This window comes from Bradyrhizobium sp. Arg237L (genome assembly GCF_029990105.1).
Lineage (GTDB): Bacteria > Pseudomonadota > Alphaproteobacteria > Rhizobiales > Xanthobacteraceae > Bradyrhizobium.
This window is the reverse complement of the sequence record NZ_JAQMIL010000032.1, coordinates 67,220-88,194: the sequence shown is the minus strand read 5'-3', so window position 1 is coordinate 88,194 and position 20,975 is coordinate 67,220. Positions and strand designations below refer to the sequence as shown.

21 protein-coding genes are annotated in these 20,975 nt (G+C 62.8%); 9 read left to right on the top strand and 12 right to left on the bottom strand.

Going from position 1 to position 20,975, the window contains the following annotated elements; genetic code table 11:
* The first annotated feature begins 17 nt into the window (after positions 1-17).
* Positions 18-1,448, top strand: coding sequence for a homospermidine synthase (locus OZ411_RS20755; RefSeq protein ID WP_282529444.1), 1,431 nt, complete (start codon positions 18-20; stop codon positions 1,446-1,448).
* 103 nt (positions 1,449-1,551) lie between these two features.
* On the opposite strand, the gene arsC is transcribed toward OZ411_RS20755, so the two are convergent.
* The 3 genes from arsC to OZ411_RS20740 form a co-directional block, all read right to left on the bottom strand.
* Complete coding sequence (gene arsC, locus OZ411_RS20750; protein ID WP_282529443.1) at positions 1,552-1,953, bottom strand: arsenate reductase (glutaredoxin); 402 nt, start codon at positions 1,951-1,953, stop codon at positions 1,552-1,554.
* Positions 1,950-2,648, bottom strand: coding sequence for an MIP/aquaporin family protein (locus tag OZ411_RS20745; RefSeq protein WP_282529442.1), 699 nt, complete (start codon positions 2,646-2,648; stop codon positions 1,950-1,952). The genes arsC and OZ411_RS20745 overlap by 4 nt, the downstream gene beginning before the upstream one ends.
* Before the next feature lie 81 nt (positions 2,649-2,729).
* Positions 2,730-3,092 (bottom strand): metalloregulator ArsR/SmtB family transcription factor, encoded by a 363-nt coding sequence (locus tag OZ411_RS20740; protein WP_282529441.1) that lies wholly within the window; start codon positions 3,090-3,092, stop codon positions 2,730-2,732.
* 137 nt (positions 3,093-3,229) lie between these two features.
* On the opposite strand from OZ411_RS20740, the gene OZ411_RS20735 reads away from it, so the two are divergent.
* From OZ411_RS20735 to OZ411_RS20725, 3 genes are read left to right on the top strand one after another with little or no spacing between them, the layout of a single operon-like run.
* Positions 3,230-3,547, top strand: a complete 318-nt coding sequence (locus tag OZ411_RS20735; RefSeq protein ID WP_282529456.1) for a helix-turn-helix domain-containing protein — start codon at positions 3,230-3,232, stop codon at positions 3,545-3,547.
* A gap of 48 nt (positions 3,548-3,595) precedes the next feature.
* Complete coding sequence (locus tag OZ411_RS20730; protein ID WP_282529440.1) at positions 3,596-4,966, top strand: NAD(P)-binding domain-containing protein; 1,371 nt, start codon at positions 3,596-3,598, stop codon at positions 4,964-4,966.
* Between the two features lie 10 nt (positions 4,967-4,976).
* Positions 4,977-6,164: an MFS transporter gene (locus OZ411_RS20725; RefSeq protein WP_282529439.1), complete on the top strand. Its 1,188-nt coding sequence runs from the start codon at positions 4,977-4,979 to the stop codon at positions 6,162-6,164.
* A gap of 157 nt (positions 6,165-6,321) precedes the next feature.
* Here OZ411_RS20725 and OZ411_RS20720 read toward each other — a convergent pair whose 3' ends face one another.
* The 4 genes from OZ411_RS20720 to OZ411_RS20705 all read right to left on the bottom strand — a co-directional run bounded on the left by OZ411_RS20720 (position 6,322) and on the right by OZ411_RS20705 (position 9,415).
* Positions 6,322-7,062, bottom strand: coding sequence for an acetoacetate decarboxylase (locus OZ411_RS20720; protein ID WP_130578723.1), 741 nt, complete (start codon positions 7,060-7,062; stop codon positions 6,322-6,324).
* Positions 7,063-7,186: 124 nt separating this feature from the next.
* Entirely contained in the window at positions 7,187-7,513 is a 327-nt protein-coding gene (locus tag OZ411_RS20715) for a hypothetical protein (protein ID WP_282529438.1), read from the bottom strand.
* A 199-nt stretch (positions 7,514-7,712) separates the two neighbouring features.
* Positions 7,713-9,152: an ABC transporter ATP-binding protein gene (locus OZ411_RS20710; RefSeq protein ID WP_282529455.1), complete on the bottom strand. Its 1,440-nt coding sequence runs from the start codon at positions 9,150-9,152 to the stop codon at positions 7,713-7,715.
* A gap of 38 nt (positions 9,153-9,190) precedes the next feature.
* Positions 9,191-9,415: a hypothetical protein gene (locus OZ411_RS20705; protein WP_282529437.1), complete on the bottom strand. Its 225-nt coding sequence runs from the start codon at positions 9,413-9,415 to the stop codon at positions 9,191-9,193.
* Between the two features lie 472 nt (positions 9,416-9,887).
* Between OZ411_RS20705 and OZ411_RS20700 the strand changes: the two genes are divergently transcribed.
* The 3 genes from OZ411_RS20700 (at position 9,888) to OZ411_RS20690 (ending at position 14,694) form a co-directional block, all read left to right on the top strand.
* Positions 9,888-12,062: a TonB-dependent siderophore receptor gene (locus tag OZ411_RS20700; protein WP_282529436.1), complete on the top strand. Its 2,175-nt coding sequence runs from the start codon at positions 9,888-9,890 to the stop codon at positions 12,060-12,062.
* 74 nt (positions 12,063-12,136) lie between these two features.
* Positions 12,137-13,669, top strand: coding sequence for a hypothetical protein (locus OZ411_RS20695; protein ID WP_130578727.1), 1,533 nt, complete (start codon positions 12,137-12,139; stop codon positions 13,667-13,669).
* A 182-nt stretch (positions 13,670-13,851) separates the two neighbouring features.
* Entirely contained in the window at positions 13,852-14,694 is an 843-nt protein-coding gene (locus OZ411_RS20690) for a Crp/Fnr family transcriptional regulator (protein ID WP_130578728.1), read from the top strand.
* Positions 14,695-14,720: 26 nt separating this feature from the next.
* Here OZ411_RS20690 and OZ411_RS20685 read toward each other — a convergent pair whose 3' ends face one another.
* The 4 genes from OZ411_RS20685 to OZ411_RS20670 all read right to left on the bottom strand — a co-directional run bounded on the left by OZ411_RS20685 (position 14,721) and on the right by OZ411_RS20670 (position 17,060).
* Positions 14,721-14,918 (bottom strand): hypothetical protein, encoded by a 198-nt coding sequence (locus OZ411_RS20685; protein WP_282529435.1) that lies wholly within the window; start codon positions 14,916-14,918, stop codon positions 14,721-14,723.
* Positions 14,919-15,046: 128 nt separating this feature from the next.
* The gene (locus OZ411_RS20680; RefSeq protein ID WP_282529434.1) at positions 15,047-15,520 is read right to left on the bottom strand and encodes a phasin; all 474 of its coding nucleotides are present in this window, start codon (positions 15,518-15,520) and stop codon (positions 15,047-15,049) included.
* A gap of 328 nt (positions 15,521-15,848) precedes the next feature.
* Positions 15,849-16,859, bottom strand: coding sequence for a DUF3592 domain-containing protein (locus OZ411_RS20675; protein WP_282529433.1), 1,011 nt, complete (start codon positions 16,857-16,859; stop codon positions 15,849-15,851).
* A gap of 15 nt (positions 16,860-16,874) precedes the next feature.
* A complete protein-coding gene (locus OZ411_RS20670; protein ID WP_282529432.1) occupies positions 16,875-17,060 on the bottom strand; it encodes a hypothetical protein in 186 nt (61 codons plus the stop codon).
* Between the two features lie 385 nt (positions 17,061-17,445).
* Here OZ411_RS20670 and OZ411_RS20665 point away from each other — a divergent pair, with 385 nt between their 5' ends.
* Both OZ411_RS20665 and OZ411_RS20660 read left to right on the top strand, forming a co-directional pair.
* Positions 17,446-18,978 (top strand): MFS transporter, encoded by a 1,533-nt coding sequence (locus OZ411_RS20665; RefSeq protein WP_282529431.1) that lies wholly within the window; start codon positions 17,446-17,448, stop codon positions 18,976-18,978.
* Positions 18,979-19,125: 147 nt separating this feature from the next.
* A complete protein-coding gene (locus tag OZ411_RS20660) occupies positions 19,126-20,034 on the top strand; it encodes a dienelactone hydrolase family protein (RefSeq protein ID WP_282529430.1) in 909 nt (302 codons plus the stop codon).
* A 220-nt stretch (positions 20,035-20,254) separates the two neighbouring features.
* Here OZ411_RS20660 and OZ411_RS20655 read toward each other — a convergent pair whose 3' ends face one another.
* The gene (locus OZ411_RS20655) at positions 20,255-20,971 is read right to left on the bottom strand and encodes an MgtC/SapB family protein (protein WP_282529429.1); all 717 of its coding nucleotides are present in this window, start codon (positions 20,969-20,971) and stop codon (positions 20,255-20,257) included.
* Between the last annotated feature and the right edge of the window lie 4 nt (positions 20,972-20,975).

Sequence of the window (20,975 nt, the reverse complement as noted above, 5' to 3'; positions counted from 1 at the left end):
ATCTCCTGGAGAAAATGATGAGCCCCTCCTCGCAGATCCACGCCAAGATTTCCGGCCCCATTGTCATGATCGGCTTCGGCTCGATCGGCAAAGGCACGCTGCCTCTGATCGAGCGGCATTTCGATTATGACAAGTCGCGCTTCGTCATCATCGATCCGCACGAGGATGGCGAGCTCGCCAGGAAGCACGGCGTGCGCTTCATCAAGGATGGCGTCACCCGCGACAATTACCGCGAACTGCTCGTGCCGCTCCTGACCGCCGGCGGCGGCCAGGGCTTTTGCGTCAACCTCTCGGTCGACACCTCCTCGGTCGACATCATGACGCTGTGCCGCGAGATCGGCGCGCTCTATGTCGACACCGTGATCGAGCCGTGGCACGGCTTCTATTTCGACAAGAACATCGGCACCGAAGGGCGTTCGAACTATGCGCTGCGCGAGACGCTGCTTGCAGCCAAGCGCAAGAACCCGGGCGGCACCACCGCGGTCTCGACCTGCGGCGCCAATCCCGGCATGGTGTCCTGGTTCGTCAAGCAGGCGCTGCTCAACATCGCCCGCGACACCGGCGTCGAATTCAACGAGCCGAAAAGCCGCGAGGGCTGGGGCCAGCTCGCCCACAAGCTCGGCGTCAAGGGCATCCACATCGCCGAGCGCGACACCCAGCGCTCCAAGAAGCCGAAGCCGATGAACGTCTTCGTCAACACCTGGTCGGTCGAGGGCTTCGTCTCCGAGGGCCTGCAGCCGGCCGAGCTCGGCTGGGGCACCAACGAGAAGTGGATGCCGGAGAACGGCCGCACGCACGCGAAGGGCTGCCAGGCCGCGATCTATCTGCTGCAGCCCGGCGCCAACACCCGCGTGCGCTCCTGGTGCCCGACGCCCGGCGCGCAATATGGCTTCCTGGTCACCCACAACGAGTCGATCTCGATTGCGGATTATTTCACCGTGCGCGACGGCGAGAAGGTGATCTATCGCCCGACCTGCCACTACGCCTACCACCCGGCCAACGACGCCGTGCTGTCGCTGCACGAGATGTTCGGCGCTGCGGGGCGGATGCAGCCGAAATGGCACATCCTGGACGAGAACGAGATCGAGGACGGCATCGACGAGCTCGGCGTGCTGCTCTACGGCCACGCCAAGAACGCCTATTGGTACGGCTCGCAGCTCTCGATCGAGGAGACCCGCCAGATCGCGCCTTACCAGAACGCCACCGGCATGCAGGTGTCCTCGGCCGTGCTCGCCGGCATGGTCTGGGCCCTGGAGAATCCAGAAGCCGGCATCGTCGAAGCCGACGAGCTGGATTTTCACCGCTGCCTGGAAATCCAGCGGCCGTATCTCGGCCCGGTGAAGGGTTTCTACACCGACTGGACCCCGCTCGCCGACCGGCCCGGCCTGTTCGCGGAGGATATCGACACCTCCGATCCCTGGCAGTTCCGGAACGTGCTGGTGCGCTGACGCGCGCTCTCCTCTCGTCATTCTAAGAGACCTGACAGCATTGAGCTCTGATGTGCAGTTGCACGTCAGAGCTCTTCAGGTGACCGCCCGGAACGCGGATTTATCAGCGGCCTTCGACCACCTCGCCATCCTCCTTCACGAAACGTCCGACTGGATTGTCCAAGAGGTCGATCACGACCTCGGACGGCCTGCACAACCGGACGCCCTTCGGGGTGACCACGATGGGACGGTTAATCAGGATGGGATGCGCCATCATGAAATCCAGCAGTTGGTCGTCGGACCATTTCGGATCGTCGAGGCCAAGCTCCTTGTAAGGCGTGCCTTTCTCTCGCAGCAGGGCACGCACCGGGATGCCCATCGCGGCGATCAATTCCTTGAGTGTCTCGCGCGAGGGGGGCGTCTTGAGATACTCGATGACGGTGGGCTCGGCGCCGCTCTGCCGGATCATGGAAAGCGTGTTGCGGGACGTGCCGCAATCCGGGTTGTGATAAATGGTGACGCTCATCTGGTTGTCTCCGCGATTGGGACCGTGCGCGCATGAGGTCGCCCGAGCAGCCAAATCATCAACAGCATGCCGACGAGCGCTCCGCATAGTTCCGCAAGTATGAAGCCAGGCAAATCTATCGGGCGAATGCCGGCAAACGTGTTCGTCAGTGAACGCGCGATCGCCACTGCTGGATTGGCGAACGATGTCGAGGCGGTAAACCAGTACGCGGCCGTAATGTACAGGCCCACCAGCCAGGGAACGGCGGCGCGCTGAAAACGGATGCCAGCCAGAATCGTTGTGATCAGGCCAAAAGCTGCCACGGCCTCCGCAAACCATTGCGGTCCACCTGTCCGCATTTTGGTCGAGACGTCGATCACCGGCAGAGCAAACATCAAATGCGCGGCCATCGTTCCGGCGATGCCACCTGCGATCTGCGCTATCGCATACAGTGCAGCCTCATTCGCCGGCAACTCGCGTTTGCCGGTGAAGACGAGCGTTACGGCTGGATTGAAATGCGCTCCGGAGATCGGTCCGAGCACGCTGACCAGCACAACCAGGATTGCGCCAGTCGGCAGCGTATTGCAGAGAAGCGCGAGAGCGACATCTTTGGTCAGGGTCTCGGCCATGATGCCGGACCCGACCACGGTGGCGACGAGAATTCCGGTGCCCAATGCCTCGGCCGCCAAGCGTCGCGAAAGGTCGAAGGCCTCCATCAGCCGTCCCTCGGCGTTGGCTGCTTCGCGCCCAAGCGCGCCGAGTTACCGGTGCAGAGGAACAGGACGTTGTAGAGGTTGTCAGCCACGGGTTCGCTCCTTTCGCTTCGGAGAACAACAGGACTGCAGACTTTCGACGACCGGCGTGCAGACCTCCGGTCGTCCGTCGCAGCAATCCCGGAGCAGGAACACGGCGACGTCCCGGAATTCAGCCAGATTGGCGCGATAGACGATCGAGCGACTATGCCGTTCGGATGTCACAAGCCGCGCGCGGGTTAAAATCGACAGATGCGCCGACAGCGTGTTCGGCGGAACTTCGAGCAGACGGGCAAGATCGCCAGCCGCAAGGCCGTCAGGTTCGTGGCTGACTAACGTCCGGAAGGCCTCAAGGCGGGTCGCTTGTGAGAGGGCCGCGAGGGCCAAGACTGCTTTTTCAGTTTCCATATATCCAGACTTATGGAAATGTCGGATGGAGTCAACTCAAAAAATCCGCGCGCAAGGAGACCGGTGGACCGGCACTATTTCCAACATTCTAGAAATACAGTTTGACAAATACACTGTCCGCGCTCATCCTGCACTTCGTGAAGATCGATGATGCAGCAACCCGCCTCGAAGCGCTAGGCAACCCGACCAGGTTGAAAATCTATCGCGCGCTGGTCCGCGCCGGACGTGCAGGCATGCCGGTCGGGCGCCTGCAGGAGCGGCTCAAGGTTCCGGCCTCGACACTGTCGCACCATATCAAGACGCTCGTCTCCGTCGGTCTGATCTCGCAGGTGCGCGAGAGCACGATGCTGGTTTGCCACGCCGAATACGACACCATGCAGGGTTTGGTGGATTTCCTCGTTGCCGAGTGCTGCCTCGACGAGACCCAATGCGAGAAAGCGCAGACAGCGGCCTGATTTTTTTTGCCAACTCATTCGATAATTCTAGAAGGATAGGAGCTGGAAATGAGCGCAGGAAAGACGGTCGCGATCATAGGAGCCGGCCCCGTCGGCCTTGCTGCGGCCGCGCACGTGTTAGAGCGCGGCATGACGCCCGTCGTGCTCGAGTCCGGACCAGAAGCCGGACATGCGGTCCGTCAATGGCAACACGTCCAGCTCTTTTCACCTTGGGAATACAACGTCGACCGGGCCGCCGCACGGTTGCTCGCGCCAACAGGCTGGAATTCGCCGGACCCACAGGTCTATCCGACCGGCGGCGAACTCCTGGCCCAGTATCTTGTACCGCTCGCGACGCGCACGCACCTGAAGGACACTATCCGCACATCGAGCCGCGTCACCGCCATTGCCCGTGCCGGCTTTGACAAGGCGAGGACGAAGGGCCGAGAGGCTGCACCCTTTGAGATACGCTACCAGAACGGCAAGGGGCCTGAGGCCCTCCGCGCCGATGCCGTCATCGACGCATCCGGAACGTCGTTCTCGCCGAATCCCGCCGGCGCCAACGGCCTTCCGGCGATCGGCGAACGAGAGGCCCAAGCGAAGATCGCCTACGGCATACCGGACGTGCTCGGCAAAGACCGCGACCGCTACGCTGGCAAAGCCGTCGCCGTACTTGGCGCGGGACATTCGGCGATCGGTACCCTGACCGACCTGGCGACGCTGGCCCGTCAGGTGCCGGGCACCCGCCCGATCTGGCTGCTCCGCGGCAATGATCCTGCCAAAGCCTTCGGAGGCGGCGCGAACGACAAGCTGGAGGCGCGTGGCGAACTCGGCACCCACTTCGCCTCGCTGGTCGCATCAGGCCAGGTACAGGTTGAGGCCGAATTTTCCGTCTCGGCGATCTCGCCGATCGACGGCCGGCTTCGGATCGCGACTTCGTCAGCCTGCTGTGGACGCAGCGTCGTCGCCGACGAGCTGGTCATCGCAACCGGCTTCCGTCCGGACCACTCCTTCCTCAGCGAGATTCGGCTCCGGCTCGATGCCGCGATCGAGGCGCCGGTCGCGCTCGCACCGCTGATCGATCCCAACGAGCACTCCTGCGGCACCGTGCGCCAGCACGGCGCGCGCGAACTGCAGCAGGACGATGCGGGCTTCTACTTCGCCGGCATGAAATCCTACGGTCGGGCGCCAACCTTCCTGATGATCACCGGCTACGAACAGGTGCGCTCGATCGCCGCCGATATCGCTGGCGACAAAGAAGCCGCCGAGCGCGTCGAACTCGAACTCCCCGAAACCGGCGTCTGCACGCGCGGTGGCGTTGAGGGCGGGATCGCTGCATCCGGCTGCTGCGGCGGGCCGGCACCGGCCGGCATCGACGCCTGCTGCTCCGACGATGCCGTGGCGAAGGCCGCCAGCAAGTCCGGATGCGGCTGCTCCTGAGGACGCGGGAGTGGACAGACAACGCTTGCGAGTGGTCGCCGCGCTTGGGACCGCCCAAACGCTGGCCTGGGGATCGAGCTATTATCTGCCGGCGATCCTGGCAGATCCGATCGCCCGCGATCTCGGAATTTCGACCAACTGGTTCTTCGCGGCCTTCTCGGCGTCCCTTGTCATCTCCGGATTACTGGGTCCACGCGTCGGCCGCCAGATCGACCGCGTCGGAGGGAGGCAGGTCCTCTGTATCTCGAATGTGGTTCTTGCAGCCGGGCTCGCGTTGCTTGGCGCATCGGCTTCTGTGTGGGCGATGTCGGCGGCGTGGCTCCTGCTCGGCATCGGCATGGGCGTCGGACTCTACGATGCGGCGTTTGGAGCGTTGGGACGCATCTACGGCAGCGACGCACGCGCCTCGATCACCGGCATCACGCTGATTGCCGGCTTTGCCAGTACCGTCGGCTGGCCACTGAGTTCGTTCGGGCTCGAGACGATCGGTTGGCGGGAAACCTGCTACGCTTGGGCGATCGCGCACGTCGTTATCGGTCTACCCCTCAATCTCGCGCTGCCCAGCGCGGCAAAACCGGTCCGCTCAGAAGGACCCGTGACGAAGCCGCATATTCCGATCGACCGAACCATGGTCCTGCTCTCATTCGCGTTCGCGGCCGCTTGGACGGTGACATCGGCGATGGCCGCGCATCTGCCACGGATCGTCGAAGCATTCGGTGCGACGCCAGCGCAGGCGGTGTTCGCTGGCATGATGATCGGACCCGCCCAAGTCGCAGCCCGTATGATAGAAGCAAGCCTTCTTAATCGTTTTCACCCGCTCGTCTCGACACGACTTGCCTGTATCACTCATCCCATCGGAGCGTGCGCAATCGGCATTTTCGGCGGTGGTGCGGCCGCCGCTTTCGCTCTGCTACATGGGGTCGGCAATGGTATCCTGACCATCGCACGGGGAACGCTCCCGTTGGCGATTTTCGGACCGGAGAACTACGCCTATCGGCTTGGCTTGATCGGCGCACCATCCCGCATTTGCCAAGCGTTCGCGCCCCTTGGGTTCGGACTGCTTATAGATACCCTAGGCCGATCGATAGTGATCGTATCGGCCGGACTGAGTCTTTCGGCACTGATAGCACTCTTGTCGCTCTCCCAATCTTCGGCGGTTAAAGCCACAGCGCAGCCGCCCGTGGATAGCGCCACCTGATCGGTGATCCGTGACGCATGCCGGGCTGGCGCTGCGGCTCGGACGGTCATGCGCGGCCTCGCGCCGCGCATTCACACTCTGCCTCGGTTGGTCAAGACGTGGATGCCGGGTCAAGCCCGGCCATGACGAGATCGGGAGTCTCGCGCCGCCGCCTTCGTCACTTCGCCATGTAATCGAACGCCACCGTCCCGAGCCCCAGCGTCAGGTCCGCCTTGAAATGCAGGGCGGAGACGACCTCGCGCACCGGCAGTCGCGCGACATCGCAAAGCGCGTGCGGAAACAGGCCGAGGGCGGCAGGGCCGGTCCAGGCTTCCTTCAGCGTGATGTCTTCGAGGTGGAAGCGCACGAGTTCGCAAATGCGCGGGCTGCCGTCGACATGCGGGATGATCTTCAGGATGAAGTTCGGCGCCTTCATGCTCTTCAGCACGGCGTCATGATCGACGGGGCGGTGCTTATAGCCCATGGTACCGGAGGCGCAGAGCACCGAGCCGTAATGCAGCGTGCCGACCAGCACGTCGCTCTCGACCTCGATCTTCGGCCTCGCCAGTTTCTTCGGAAATCCCCAGAGCTCGCGGCCGCCGGCGATCGGCCCTTCGTCGTCCAGATACATCGCGTGGGTGTAAGCCCCTTCCTCCCCTTTCAGGCGAACGGGGATCACCTGACCGGTCTCGGTGTAGTCGCCGAAGCCGGTGGAGTCGGGCATCCGGATGAACTCGTATTTCACCACGGGCTCGGCGACCTCGAGCGGCTCGGGCACCACGGCGGCGAGCGCTTCGGGATCGGTCCTGTAAGTGATGACGAAATATTCGCGGTTGAAGAAGCGATAGGGCCCCGGCGGAAACGCGGGGCTGGTGAGCGGCATCGAATAGGCACTTCGCCTGACATCGTCGATCTTCATCTGCTGGCCCCAAAGGTTGTTGGCGTGTCGCTGGCGACCAGGATTATGCGGCGGCAGAGGGACGCAGGCGAGACTGTAAATTCGGCAGGGTCCGTTCAGGCTGGTCCCTGGGGATGAGAGGACATCACTTTTTCTGGACCGGCGGCGCGGTCTTTTCCGCGGGCGCGGGTGGCAGCGCGGGCTGCGCGCCGGCCTTCTGCGCCTCCGGGTCGGGACGCGCGGGTTCGGGCGCCGGCGTGGTCGGCCGCTCGCCGCCGGGCTTTGATTCGGCTGGCTTCGTCTGCGGCTCGGGCGGGGACGACTGCACTGGCGGCGTTGCCTGAGCCACCTCCTCGGATTGGCGCGCGGCAATCTCGACCAGCGAAGCGGTCGAAATCACAAGTCCGCCCACAAACAGGGCGGATGCGATCAGAAGATCCTTCCTGTATCTGCGCTGCCTGTCGGTCGTCATCTCGTTCTACCCGCGTCATTGTCCGCGGAGTCAACGATCCCGGCGAGGCCTGGTTCCGCGCGCGGGGCGGCTGGAGTCGTGGCGACTTACGGCCTGTAGCTTGTAGCCCGGGTGGAGCGGAACGCGTAACCCGGGAAATCTGTACCGGCGTTTGCGAACGGCCCCGGGTTACGCGTTCCGCTCCACCCGGGCTACGGTGCTATTCCTTTGGTAGCGCCGCCAATGCGGGAATCGCTGGGGCGCGGGATCGGCCGGGATCGCTTAAGTCCACGACATTATCCGCGGCGCCAAGGACGGATCTTCGGTGCGTGATGGCCAGCACCGTGACATCGCGAACGAGGGTACGAACGTGGTTCATGATGTCCCGCTCGGTCGCGTCATCGAGCGCAGAACTCGCCTCGTCGAGGAAAAGAACGGTCGGGTTGCCATACAAAGCGCGGGCGATCGCGATGCGCTGGCGCTCTCCGCCCGACAGCTTCAGGCCGCGTTCGCCGACCTTGGTCTCGAAGCCTTCCGGGAGCGCATCGATGAAAGACAGGATAGCCGCCTTTTCCGAGACGTCACGAAGCCGGGCCTCATCTCGTGTGCGGCCCAGAACGATATTGTCTGCAAGGCTTTCGTTGAGCAGCACCACGTCCTGAGGCACGACCGCTATGGCACGGTACCAGTCAGCACGCGCGATGCGCAGGAGATCGATGTCGTCGACGAGAATGCGACCTGAATGCGGCTCGATGGATTTCAGCGCGAGCTTGAAGATGGTCGACTTTCCGGAGCCGGTCTCGCCTACGATAAACGTGATGGAGCCGCGGCCCGCCGTAAAGCTGATCCCATCGACCCCACGACCGTTGCCGTAGTCGTACCTGGTATCGTCGAAGATGATCCGTCCCTCTCGGGGGACGAAGCTCTGCGCATGCAAAGATTCGCTCTCTTCGGGAGCCCGCCACATGTCAGCGAGCGGGATGAGTTGCGCTCGGGAACGCGCGAAACTATCCATCGTCTGGGCGATCATCTCGAAAGGCAGGTTGAGCTGGAGCAACAGGGCGTTGAACAGCACTATATCGCCGACCGTCGTCGCTCCGGCCTGATAGCGGGGCAGCAGCAGCAGGAAATTGACGGAGAATTGGATCGAGAGACCCAGGCCCAACAGGGCCGACGAGCCGGCGCGACGGAATGTGTAAGCCCGCCAGCTATCCTTTACCGCGCGAGCCTTCTCGGTGAAGCGACTGCTCATCCACGCATGACTGCCGAGATGACGCAACGTCTCCATCGCGTTCATCGCGTTGCCGACGAATCGAGCATTTTCCTGCGCAGCCGAGACGGCTGCGTCGAGAAGGGCCTGTGATCGACGCGTCGAGACGAATGTCATCGTGATCATGGCGGCGCCGTAAGCGGCAACGATCGCCACGACCTCGATACTCAAGAGAGCGCCGAGGGTGACGAGCGTGAGCGCGATCTGCGTCGCGCCCGGGATGAACACGATCAGCGCGATGTGCATGATCGTCGTCAGCGCACCGCGCCCCTGGGCGCCGGCCGTCTGGATCTCGGCCGGATTGTGCTCGACGAAGAAGTCGGATCTTTTCCTCAAGATGCGTTCGAAGAACCGCGTGCTCACGATGAATCCGAGGTTTTCGGCCGTCATCACCGACAGGTGTTGCACCGCGCGCTGCAGCGCCGAGGCTACTCCCACCAGCGCGCGTAGAGCAGGAACGCCCATAGAAGGTCCGAGACGACCGTCTCCTTGGTCAGCCGGTCCACAAGGCGGGAGAACAGGTACGGCGCAGCGATGCCGCTCGCGCTCGACAGGAAAACGATCGCCGCCACCAGCGACAGCGCCCGCCAGTCGGATTTCCAGTAGGCATGGAAGATTTCGGCGATAGGGGCGTTGCTCGCGGGCTTGGTCATAAGTTTCTGATTTGCAGCGATTCACGCAAATTTCGGCTGGCCAATTCTGTCTCAGAGACCATGACCGAGCAACGACGGCGGCGACGGCTTTAGGAAAAAGTTGCGTCCCGACGGGCGCCTGCAGGTATGGAAGCGATGTTGTTTAGTTCAATTCTCGTGGATGACGGCAGATATCAAGGGACGAATGAAAGTCGAAGGTCGGACGCAATCACTGTTGTCAAATCGCGCCGTGCGCGGAGTTGTATGCGGTGTTTCACTTCTCAATCTGCGTGAAAAACTAGATGGAATCTAAGCCCGCCGCATTGTGACCGCACCACGACCTCCTGTAGGTCGCGATCTCGGTAGCCGACAGAAGTCGGCTGGGGATTTTGGGGCGACTGATCTCATGACGTGCGGGACTACACTTCACAAGAAAACCCTTCTGGCTGCAGCAAGCACGCTTGCGTTGCTGATTGATGGCGGAGACGCAGCCGTGGCGCAGACGTCGCACGAGCTGCCGGCCGTGCAGGTGCATGCGCCAACGCCGCGCGCGGCGCGTCGTGTCGCACCGCGCCAAAATGCCGCAACTGCGCCGCGTGCAGCTCCGCGCCCCGTCGAGCCTCGTGCGCGGACGACACCGCCAACCGGGATGATCGGCAGCCTGCCGCCGTCCTATGCGGGCGGGCAGGTGGCTTCGGGCAGCCAGGTCGGCATGCTCGGCAATCGCAACGTGATGGACACGCCGTTCAACCAGACGAGCTACACCGCGCAGACGATCCAGGATCAGCAGGCGCGAAAGCTCGATGACGTGCTCGCCAACGAGCCGTCGATCCGCTCCTACGCGCCGCGCGCCTACGGCTTCGACTTCGTGTCCATCCGCGGCTTCAACGTGCCGAGTTCGGCCTACGGCATCAACGGATTGTACGGCATCGCATCGGGTTTCTCGTTCTCGTCGCTGGCGGCGATCGAACGCGTCGAGGTGCTGAAGGGACCGGGCGCGCTGCTCAACGGCATGCCGCCGGACGGTGGCGTCGGCGGCAGCATCAATCTCGTCACCAAGCGTGCCGGCGACGACCCGATCGCGCAGCTAACCAACACCTATGCGTCACGCTCGCAGTTCGGCACGCATTTCGATGTCGGTCGCCGGTTCGGCGAGGCCAACGAATTCGGCGTTCGATTCAACGGCAGCTATCGCAATGGCGATACCGAAATCGCCAACCAGAGCCAGGAGCTTGGGACCGCAGCGCTCGGCCTCGACTACCGCGGCGAGCGCGTCCGTCTGTCCGCGGATGTCGGTTACGAGAAGAATAACATCGACGCCATGACGCGCTACGTGGTGCTTGGTCCGGCGCTGACCGGCGTGCCGGTCCCGCCGGATGCACGGGCGAGCTTCATGCCAAGCTGGGGCTATTGGAACGGCGAAGGCAAGTTCGGCCTCGTGCAGGGTGAGGTCGACATCACCGAAAACCTGACGGCCTACGCCCAGGCTGGCGTGGTACAGGGCGACACCAGGTATCTTTACTCGGATATCAGGCTCACCAACCTCAACGGCAATTTCGACGGTTCGCCGCGACTGAACAGCCAGACCCGCGACCAGGCGGCGGTGCAGGCGGGCTTCCGTGCCTCGGTGGATACCGGGCCAATCCACCACGCGATCAATTTCAACGCGACGGGATCCGAAGGCGAGGTCGGGATCATCAACACGACGGGCACGGCCTTCACGTCCAATCTCTATAGCCCGCGTCCGAGCCCAACGCCGCTGATCTCGGTTGGAGCACCGCCAAAAATCTCGGATACGCATCTGTCGAGCTTCGGCATCGCCGACACCATGTCGGTGGCGAACGGTCGCGTCCAGTTCACCGCTGGCGTACGCCAGCAATATGTCGAGAGCCGGTCGTTCAGTGCGACGACCGGGCTGCAGACTTCCGGCTACGACACCTCGGCAACGACGCCGGCCTATGCGGTGGTGATCAAGCCGCTGGAGAACGTCTCCATCTATGCCAACTACATCGAAGGGCTCGAGGCCGGCACCGTGGTCGGCGCTCAGTATGCCAATGCCGGTCAGGTGCTGCCACCCTATCGGACCCGGCAGTATGAGGTCGGCGCCAAGGTCGATTGGGGCCGGATCACCACGACCGTCAGCGCCTTCGACATTAACCGGCCGCTGCAGCTCGTCGATTTCGTCACCAATACGCTGACGCAATCCGGCGAGAGCCGCAACCGCGGCGTCGAGCTGAATGTCTTCGGTGAGGTCACGCCAGGCGTGCGGCTGCTGGGTGGCGTGATGTTCATCGATGCGCGTCAGGACAAGACCGAGCGCGGGCAGTTTGACGGCTACCGGACTTTCAGCGTGCCCGACACACAGCTCAATCTCGGCGGCGAGTGGGATGTGCCGTTCCTGCGCGGCCTGACGCTGACGGGACGCGCGATCTATACCGGCAGCTTCTTCGCTGATCAGGCCAATACGCTCCTGGTCTCGGACTGGACACGCTACGACGCCGGTGCGCGCTACACCTTTACGGCGCCGTGGAATAACAAGCCGGTGGTGGTGCGCTTCCAGGTCGAGAACCTGTTCGACAAGAACTACTGGCAGGGCGCCAACACCAACAGATACGTCTATCTCGGCGCGCCCAGAACCTATCTGGTCTCTACAACCTTCAACTTCTAGCAATGGCTGAAACGAAACGCTCGCGCCGTCCCTGGCGCGAGCTCGAGAGACGGCCTGACCCGCGGAGCCAAACCATGTCTAACCGACGAACCGGAAAGCAGCTTGCCCTTGGTGCTCTGCTGATCATCCTGCCCATGCTGTCTCCTTGCGGAGCAGCGAGAGCGCAGACCGTCAACTCGTTCGAGGGCGACCGCGGACCGGGTCAGGCGGTGTGCAAGTCGAACGGAGGGCCGATCCATTGTGATCGGGCGGAGATGGACGTTGCGGCGAGCGGCAAGCAGGTCGTGCAGGTCACGTGGCAGAACGTCAACGTGTACGACACTGCGGGCAAGCTCCTGAAATCCACGCCGCTGGCCGCACTGATCCGCAGTGCCGGGCTCGACCCGAACCCGGCCAAAGGCGGCGGGCCGTTCGAGCCGCATATCGTCTACAACGAGTTCATCGAGCGCTGGATCATCACCGTGACCTGCGCCAACGACTGCACGCTTGTGAGCGCCAGCGCCGACGCGACGGACTCGTGGGGTGGAACCTACCTGTCCTGCCTGCAGGGCGGCCCATGCCTCGACCGCAATCCCGGCATCAAGCTGGGCTACGACAAGAACGGCGTGTACATCTGCGGCGGGCACGCCGGCGACGACAATCCGAACACGGTGCCGGGCGTGTCCTACGACTGCTTTGCCGTGCCGCCGGTAGAGGTCAAGGCGATCGCGCAAGGCACAGCGCCACCCCATATCAACCGCGGCCACAACCTGCCGCTCGACATCGTCCCTGCGGTTGACCACGATCGATCAAAAGCCGCATCGGCTCCGGCGTTCTTTGCCAACAAGAGCTGCGACCACGCGGCGCAATACTCCTGCCAGCGCTCCACCAATTTCTCGTTCCACTGGATCGTGAACACGTTCACCTGGAATGGCGCCACCGGCACCTACAATGCCGGCGGCGCTCAGCAGGTGATCAAGACCGATATCGGCTCGAAGGAGAACAAGTGGCTCTACAACACACCGTGCTGCGGCCAGACCATGTCGATCCCGCAGGCCGGCAGCGACGTCACGCTTCGCGCCGCAACCAGCCACCGCCTGATGAATGTCGTCCAGCACGGCTCGCACTTGTACGGCGTCCTCGGCACTGGACCATGCACTGAGTCCTGCGGGGCGCAGGGCGCTGATGCCAACAATTTGCTGATCTGGATGGACCTCGATTGCTCGCAGCCGACCGCCTGCGTGGTCGGCCAGACGGCGAAGATTGCCAGCCCTGACAATCACCTGGAGTTTGGCACGATTGGCGCGGATGATACGGGGAACCTAGGCATCGTCGGCACGTCCTCAAGCGCGCGCACAAACCTGTCGGTGCTGCTCTGGACCCGCCGACAGGACGATCCGGCCAACACGTTCACCGGCCCGACGACGATCGTCGCGGGCGCGCATCCCTACACCTGCCCGAATGAGAGGAACGTGAGCCCGATGGGGAATTCGGTCGGCATCCTGACCGCGCTCGACCCCGTGGACCGCAAGACATTGTGGGCGACACAGCAATGGGCCAACGATGCCACCCCCTGCGTCTGGAACACGCGTATCGTCGGCTACAAGGTCGCGCCGGAGAAGCGGTGACGGCCCACGCCATAATCCGGGGTATTGACCTCCCAGCCGGCGTGGCGCACGCGCCCCTGGCGCTGCAGGCCCCATTTGGAACTTTCTTCGCGCGGCGTTTTTAGTGGTCCGGCGTGGTGGCTTAGTGCGTGTGCGTCCCCGGCACTAACTGCACTCCGTCTCTGGGAAGGAGCTTTCCCGCGATGGAGCATGAGACCAGGATTGAAAATCGACTTCTGGCCGCGCTGCCGCAAGCGGACCTGGATTTGCTTGCGCCCCATTTCCGGAAAGTGACGCTCAAACGCGACGCCGTCCTGGCGCGATCGGGCGATCTGATTGAGCAGATCTATTTCCCTTCCAGCGGACTCGTCGCACACATTATGGACATGCCGAACGGACAAACGGTCGCCACCGCGATCGTCGGCAGAGAGGGCGCGGTAGGCATCCTTTCGGCGCTCGGACCGGCGCGCTCGCCGATGACGATGGTGGTTCGCGTCGCCGGAACGGCTTTGCAGCTCTCTCCGGCACGCTTCCATGCGGCGCTCGAGCACAGCCACGCCCTCAAGGCCGCCGTCAATAGGCTCAACAGGGCCCTGATCGTGCAACTCCAGCATGTTGCGGCTTGCAATGCGTTGCACTCAGTCGAAGCCCGGTTGGCTCATTGGCTGCTGCACATCCACGACCGGACCGAAAGCGACATGCTGCCGCTGACGCAGGAGACGCTTTCGGAGTTGCTGGGCGTGCGACGAACGACGGTGACCCATGTCGTATCCAAGCTCCGCGCGACGGGAGCAATCCGCTCCAATCGGCGAAGCTCGATCGAAATCGACAGGCCGCGGCTCGAAGCAGCGGCATGCGAGTGCTACGAACTCATGCGCAGCAGGATCGACCGTATTGTTTCGACGCACGAGATGACGCCGCACCGTCACTCTTGGCCTGCGCATGAGAGGCCTCGCACGCCCACCCCGCTGCCGACCGCCGAGAATGGAGTGCAGCACCGCGCGCGCCCCCACGGAGGGACCGCTCACCGTGCAAGGCACCGTTGAAGAACGGTTAGCTATGGCATGCTAGCTCAGCACACCCTCCTCGCTCCCTCGTCCGACTCGTAGACCCACGCTTCCTTGGCAAACCATTCATGGCTGGTCTGGCAGATCGCGCAATAGCTGCGCGCGAAGAACACCGTACTGCATCGAAACTTCTCGCGATCGGCTTTCATGCCCGTCGGGATTGCGCGTCCCGTCTGCGGGCATTTGATCATGACGATACCCATCTTGGTCCTCCCTCAATGTCCCGAGTTGCTGCATCGGCAGCATTCCGCGGGCCATCGGCTGGACTTCGCCTCTTCTCGCGGGAGGCGCTTTTCGTCCAGCCGATTTTCCGTGGCGCTTAAGAGAATATCTAGGGACCTGTCCGCAGCACCCTGGCAAGACTCTTCCTGATAGGCTCGGCAGTCTCCTTCGCCACTTCCTGAGTGAGCTCCCACAGTTCCTTGTTCTGAGCGGAGGTGACCTCAAAATTCTTGCGGCCATGCGTGGCCGATAGCTGGATGATCTCCGGCAGCGACTTCGTCCCCATCAGATGCGTGAGAAATTCGAGAGCGGAGCTGGTGTTCGTGCCCGAGATCTCGATCAGCTTGGCCGCGTAGTCGGCGGCGCCTTTCGCGTTGGTCGAACAGGCTTCCTTGAGGATGTCGGCGATCTCGCCAGAAGCCGCCTTCATCCTTTCGCAATTCTCCTTTGCCCGCGCCATGCCTTGCTCGGCGATGCTGTGATACACTTCCGGCATCGCGAACAGCGGCATGTTGAATCCGCGCTTCGCATCATCACCGGCATTCGGATTGGCGTTCATTTCATTCGAATTCGCATTATTCACGGGTTGTAATCCTTTCGAGCGAGACTGGAACCAACGGCAGTTCGATACGCATCCCGGCTCTCTCGAAGCGTGCGTGCCGCGAACGAGCCGGGAAGGATTTCCCAGATGGTAGGACCGGACGGGGTTGCCGCGCCGTGCCGACATCTATCGAACTATGGTCGACCAGCGCCGAGACTTCGGTTCGCTTTCTGACTCTCGAAACGTTTTTCGTGGGCAGGGACCGCCTCGCTCCGTAGACCCGGGATATGGGTATCAGCATGAGTGAGCGGACCCCCGGGTTACGCTGGCGCTCCACCTGGGCTACGATACTTCAATCGGCGAGGACCGTTCACGCTCGCCGGCTTCGCCACACCGTGATTGCGGCAAGAGCGATGCCGGCGACAGCGAGCACCGCCGTCATCGCCTGCCCGATTCCGTCCTGCTTGGTTCGCTCGTCTGCGTCCGCCACGATCAACGGGCGCGCCGACGGGTCTTCTTCGAGATAGCGGATCGCTGTCTGCCGGGCGGTGAGGACGCCGCCGGCGGAGATCCGCTGCGCGTACGCATCGCTGATATGGGTTGGCCCGAAATGGCGTTCGGCTCCCGATCCGTCTCGCCACGCGAGGTCGATTGTATAGGAGATCGTGCGGTCGCGGCCCACCGTGGCGTGGAGGCCGGTGATGGCCGCGGTCGTGTCACTGCCGTGCGCGCGTATGGCCGCCGTTGCCCAGCCATCCCTGAGCGAAAAATATCCCATCATCCCGGCCATCCCCAGGCAAACGACCGTCAGGATCGTGAGCCGGGGAGGAATGTGCCATGCTGTCGGCTCCAGTCCGGGCCCGGCGCCGGCAAGGACGCCTCGGTTACGCTGCCACCATCGGGTGCCGAAACTGACGACGAAAATGAAAGCGGCGATCGCGGCCCCGTAGCGGACCCAGGTCGCGAAGCCATTCATGTAGTTCAGACGCGCGTCCGCGTCCGGCACGATGGTCGGCACGGCTTCCTGCTCGTCCACGACCTTGATCGGCACCCGCACGAGGCGAACCTTGTCGCCGACCATCAGTGGCGCGAGGTATTGGTCGCTGACCGGCACCTTCTGGCGCGTGCGCTCGGTCCCATCGGGTCCGCGCCACGTGAGATCGAGCGAATGGACCTGGTCGAGGAGGCGGGGGCGCAGACCGTCGAACGTCAATGGAAAACGGCGCTGTTCGTGGGCGCCGGTGATCATGGCGCTGGTGGCATAGCCCGCATCGAGATTGCGACGGATCGTCCGCTCGTTGTCCGACAGTCCGACCAGTGCGACGACGCCCAACACCGCGATCATCGCGGCAAAATCGCTGATCTTCCATCCGCCGGTCATCGCGCCCCGCACGAGCTATTTGCTTTCCGTCAGGCAGCGGATGTGGTTCCAAGCGCGGCCCATAGGAGGCTTGCTTGCAAGGTCTTGTTCGTTTGCAACGTATTTCGCGACAATGTCGCGGAGCGTTGGGTAGTCGGGCTCGCCGTCGAACATTTGTAATGTCGCGTGCCGATCGGGTGTCAGCAGCTCGAGCGTGGGCACGGGAGGCTCGTCCCGCTTATTCAGCCCGACAAGACCTTCTGCGTCATTTTGTTATGCTCGAGCACGGTCCGCTGTCGAAACGGTGTGTACGCTCGATCAAGTCCACGCAACTTAAGGTATTTAATTACCACGGACCCGCGCCCCAGCTGCTTCGCGTGCGGCCGATCTATTGCACCTCGGCGCATCGCCAGCAAGACGTCGTGTGTGACAATGCAAGCGTAGCGCGAGTGCCCGAGGAGCCGACTGGAATCGCTCAGGTCCCGCATCTCCTGGACCTCAATATCAGCAGTCCGGTAGCTGGCAGCCTTGAGCTTGTCCACCAGGTTGCCAACGGTATACGTCGGGTGCACGCTGACTGGCGACAATCGTCCTTCTCGGGCATCCAATGATTGGATTCACACGGCCGCCGTGCGACGCCGGGGTCATCGAGGCGACACCGGCTTTTGACGCAGTCCTGTCGCAGAGACGCAAGTGGCTGACATTGGCGGCGACGGTCATTGGGTCCAGCATGGCCCTCCTCGACGGCTCGGTGGTGAACATCGCGCTGCCCGCAATCCAGCAGGCGCTGCATGCGGATGCGGCAGCGACACAATGGATCGTCAACGCCTACCTGCTGCTGCTCGGTGCGCTCGTGCTGATCGGTGGTTCGGCTGCCGATCTTTACGGCCGACGTCGGATGTTTGTCCTGGGCATCGTGGTCTTCACCGCCGCTTCCATCGCTTGCGGACTCTCACCGAACATTACGGTGCTTATCGTCAGCCGTGCGGTTCAAGGTTTTGGCGCCGCTCTGCTGACACCGGCCAGTCTGGCCATGTTGGGGGCGACCTTCAGCGAGGACGAGCGGAGCCGGGCGATCGGGATATGGGCGGGCGCAGCTGCATTGATGATGGCGGCAGGTCCGTTGCTGGGCGGCTGGCTGGTCGATCAGGTATCGTGGCGGGCGATCTTCCTCCTCAATGTCCCGCTCGCCATCGCCGCGGCTGGACTTGCGCTTCGCTTCGGCTGCGAAAGCAACGATCCGCGGGCGAAGCAACTCGACTGGAATGGCGCCGCCTCAGTCGCGATCGGCCTTGCCGCGATTACGTGGTCTCTGAGTGCCATTCCGGCATCGGGATTTCGCGACAAGACAGTGCTGGCCGCCCTGGGCGTGGGAGCCGTTTTGCTGGTGTCGTTCGTCGTGATCGAAGCGCGCCTCCATGAGCGGGCGATGATGCCGTTGTCGCTCTATCGATCGCGCGATTTCTCGGCAACTAATGCCTTGACGCTGTTGCTCTACTTCGCGCTCGGAGGTGCGCTGTATTATCTGCCGTTCGGCCTGATCCGCCTCGGTGGCTACTCCGCGACACAAGCCGGCGCGGCGCTGCTGCCTTTAGCACTGATCATGGGATTCGGGGCATCATTCGCCGGGACCGTTGCTGACCGTCTGGGGCCGCGGCTGCTGCTCACCGTCGGACCGATCGTCGCGGCCTGCGGATTGGCGATGCTGGCTTTTGTCGATTTCGGGCAGCCTTACTGGATCAGCGTGTTTCCATCGATGGTCCTGCTCGGCGCGGGGATGGCAATTACGGTTCCGCCGCTGACGTCGACCGTGATGGGGGCCGCCGGCAAAGCTCATGCCGGCATTGCTTCGGGCGTCAACAACGCGGTCGCTCGAGTCGGTGGCCTGCTCGCAGTTGCAGCGCTCGGGGCAGCGTTCTTTGCAGACTTTTTGTATCATCTTGCCGGGACGACGCCTGCGCAAGCCAACGAGGCCCTCAATGCCGTGATGTCCGGACAGGCGAGCGCTGGTGCGGAAGCAATCGCCGCATTCGAGCGCGCGCTACACGCGATCATGCTGGTGCCCGCGGGTTGCGCCGCACTTGCCGGCGTCACTGGCTGGATGTGGATCGAGCCGCGTCGCGCGCCTGCGAGCAGCTGAGACACTCTCGGCAATACCCCTTCCTCAAGTCTATGAAATACTATAGGTTGAGCACCCGGCGCAATGCCCGGAGGTACGACCCGATTGAAGGTCGATGGAGCGACAATGCTTTTTGAATAGCTGATTAGCAAAACCATGGAGCGCAATATGGCGGCGGTCTCCAAGTCGAATATTATTGCTTTCTTCAATTGCATCGCACTCGCGTTCGGTCTCCTTCTCGCATTGATCTCGACAGCCAGGGCGCAAGAGAAGGTCTCATTCCCCTCGACGGACAGTGACCTGACGGGTGGAACGCCCACGATCATCAATGGCTATCTTTACAGGCCGTCTGGACCCGGACCCTTTGCAGCAGTCGTCAGCGTTCACGGATGCGACGGCGCAGCAAATGAAAAAGGCGAAGTCCGCCCGCTCTACGGAACATGGGGCGAAGTCCTCTCTCAAAAGGGATATGTCGTTCTCCTGATCGACTCCTTTCAACCTCGCGGACACGGCAGTCTTTGCGCGTTGTTGCCGGTTTTCTCGCGCCCCATTCTGCCAAATCGGGAGACGCCAAGGGACGCGTTTGGTGCCATGAATTACTTGAGGTCGCGCTCCGATGTGCGGTCCGGCAGCATCGCTATTTTTGGTCAGTCATACGGCGGAATGGCAATGCTGTTTACGATCGCCAATGGCGCGTTGCCGAAAGATGTGCCGCCGGAAAAGGATTTCCGGGCTGCGATCGCCATTTATCCGAACTGTCCTCCGGTCGCGGACAAGGACCCGCATTGGCGGCCCCGCCAACCGATGCTGCTGTTGATGGGCGAGTCAGACAGCGCTACGCCTCCGGGGCCATGCAAGGACATGGTCGCGCGGGCAAAAGACGAGGGCAGCCCTCCGATTGACATGCACTTCTATCCCAACACACATCACGCCTTCGACCATCCGAACCTTCCGCTGACGCAAATGATCAGCCAGAAACGGCCGGATGGAAGTTCGCCGACCATAGGGGCAAATCCCGAAGCCCGCGCGGATGCGATCAATCGTGTCACGCAGTTCCTGGCGCGCGAGTTGAAATAGCCGACGGCTTGCGCAACGGGAAGGGACACAACGGGTCGAAACCGGCAATGTACCGATTGAGCAAAGCGTTTCTGCCTAGAGCATGATCCGGAAAAGTGGAAACCGGTTTTCCGAAAAAATCATGCTCAAACAAAGAGATGAGATCATGATCCGATTCCGTCTAATCGGATCATGATCTAGTCCCGCAAAGTTGACGTCAGCGCCTTTATGAGCCCAGGCCCTAATCGGCTGTGTTGACTTCCCAGGTGGCGTGGCGAACGCCCGCCTGGTGCTGCAGGTCGACCACCACGGCATTCAGTTCGTTGGGGTTGACTGACGTGCTCACCAACGTCGCCACGATCTCCAAGAGATTGTCACCGATCTCCTGAACCTCGATATCGGCTACCGGGTAGCTGGCGGCTTCGAGCTTCTCCACCAATTGGTCGCGCATGTGGGGCAAGGCTTCGGTGGAGACTGCGAGCTTGAAATAGTAGGTCGCCTCCGACGCCAGTTCGTCGAGCGGAATGCGGTTGATGGCATTCACCAGGGGCCGCAGCAGCGTGTTGCCGGCAAGGATGAACACGGTGAGGGCCGCGGCTTGCGCCTCCATGTCGGCGCCGGCACAGGAGCCGACCGCCGCAGACGTCCACAAGGTCGCCGCTGTGTTGAGCCCGCGCACGTCCATGCCCTGCTTCATGATGACGCCAGCGCCGAGAAAGCCGATGCCCGACACGACATAGGCGATCACCCGCACGGCGCCGTCTGCGCCCGCCAGGCGCATCGCGAGGTCGACGAACGCAGCCGCTCCGACCGCGACCAGCACATTGGTACGCAGGCCCGCGGTGCGCTGGCGATATTGCCGCTCGGCGCCGATCAGCGTGCCCAGCACGAAGGCTGTGGTCAGGCTCATCAGCGTGTCGAAGAGATCAGCGAGTTGGAAGGTCGTCAGAAACCGCATAGCC

Bases quoted from the DNA above. Each gene is read 5' to 3' on its own strand.
- OZ411_RS20660 (WP_282529430.1), top strand. From the start codon at position 19,126: ATGGCGGCGGTCTCCAAGTCGAATATTATTGCTTTCTTCAATTGCATC.
- OZ411_RS20745 (WP_282529442.1), bottom strand. From the start codon at position 2,648: ATGGAGGCCTTCGACCTTTCGCGACGCTTGGCGGCCGAGGCATTGGGC.
- OZ411_RS20740 (WP_282529441.1), bottom strand. From the start codon at position 3,092: ATGGAAACTGAAAAAGCAGTCTTGGCCCTCGCGGCCCTCTCACAAGCG.
- OZ411_RS20690 (WP_130578728.1), top strand. From the start codon at position 13,852: ATGGAGCATGAGACCAGGATTGAAAATCGACTTCTGGCCGCGCTGCCG.
- OZ411_RS20710 (WP_282529455.1), bottom strand. From the start codon at position 9,152: ATGACGGCCGAAAACCTCGGATTCATCGTGAGCACGCGGTTCTTCGAA.
- arsC (WP_282529443.1), bottom strand. From the start codon at position 1,953: ATGAGCGTCACCATTTATCACAACCCGGATTGCGGCACGTCCCGCAAC.
- OZ411_RS20655 (WP_282529429.1), bottom strand. From the start codon at position 20,971: ATGCGGTTTCTGACGACCTTCCAACTCGCTGATCTCTTCGACACGCTG.
- OZ411_RS20695 (WP_130578727.1), top strand. From the start codon at position 12,137: ATGTCTAACCGACGAACCGGAAAGCAGCTTGCCCTTGGTGCTCTGCTG.
- OZ411_RS20720 (WP_130578723.1), bottom strand. From the start codon at position 7,062: ATGAAGATCGACGATGTCAGGCGAAGTGCCTATTCGATGCCGCTCACC.
- OZ411_RS20675 (WP_282529433.1), bottom strand. From the start codon at position 16,859: ATGACCGGCGGATGGAAGATCAGCGATTTTGCCGCGATGATCGCGGTG.
- OZ411_RS20685 (WP_282529435.1), bottom strand. From the start codon at position 14,918: ATGGGTATCGTCATGATCAAATGCCCGCAGACGGGACGCGCAATCCCG.
- OZ411_RS20755 (WP_282529444.1), top strand. From the start codon at position 18: ATGAGCCCCTCCTCGCAGATCCACGCCAAGATTTCCGGCCCCATTGTC.
- OZ411_RS20730 (WP_282529440.1), top strand. From the start codon at position 3,596: ATGAGCGCAGGAAAGACGGTCGCGATCATAGGAGCCGGCCCCGTCGGC.
- OZ411_RS20705 (WP_282529437.1), bottom strand. From the start codon at position 9,415: ATGACCAAGCCCGCGAGCAACGCCCCTATCGCCGAAATCTTCCATGCC.
- OZ411_RS20665 (WP_282529431.1), top strand. From the start codon at position 17,446: ATGATTGGATTCACACGGCCGCCGTGCGACGCCGGGGTCATCGAGGCG.
- OZ411_RS20715 (WP_282529438.1), bottom strand. From the start codon at position 7,513: ATGACGACCGACAGGCAGCGCAGATACAGGAAGGATCTTCTGATCGCA.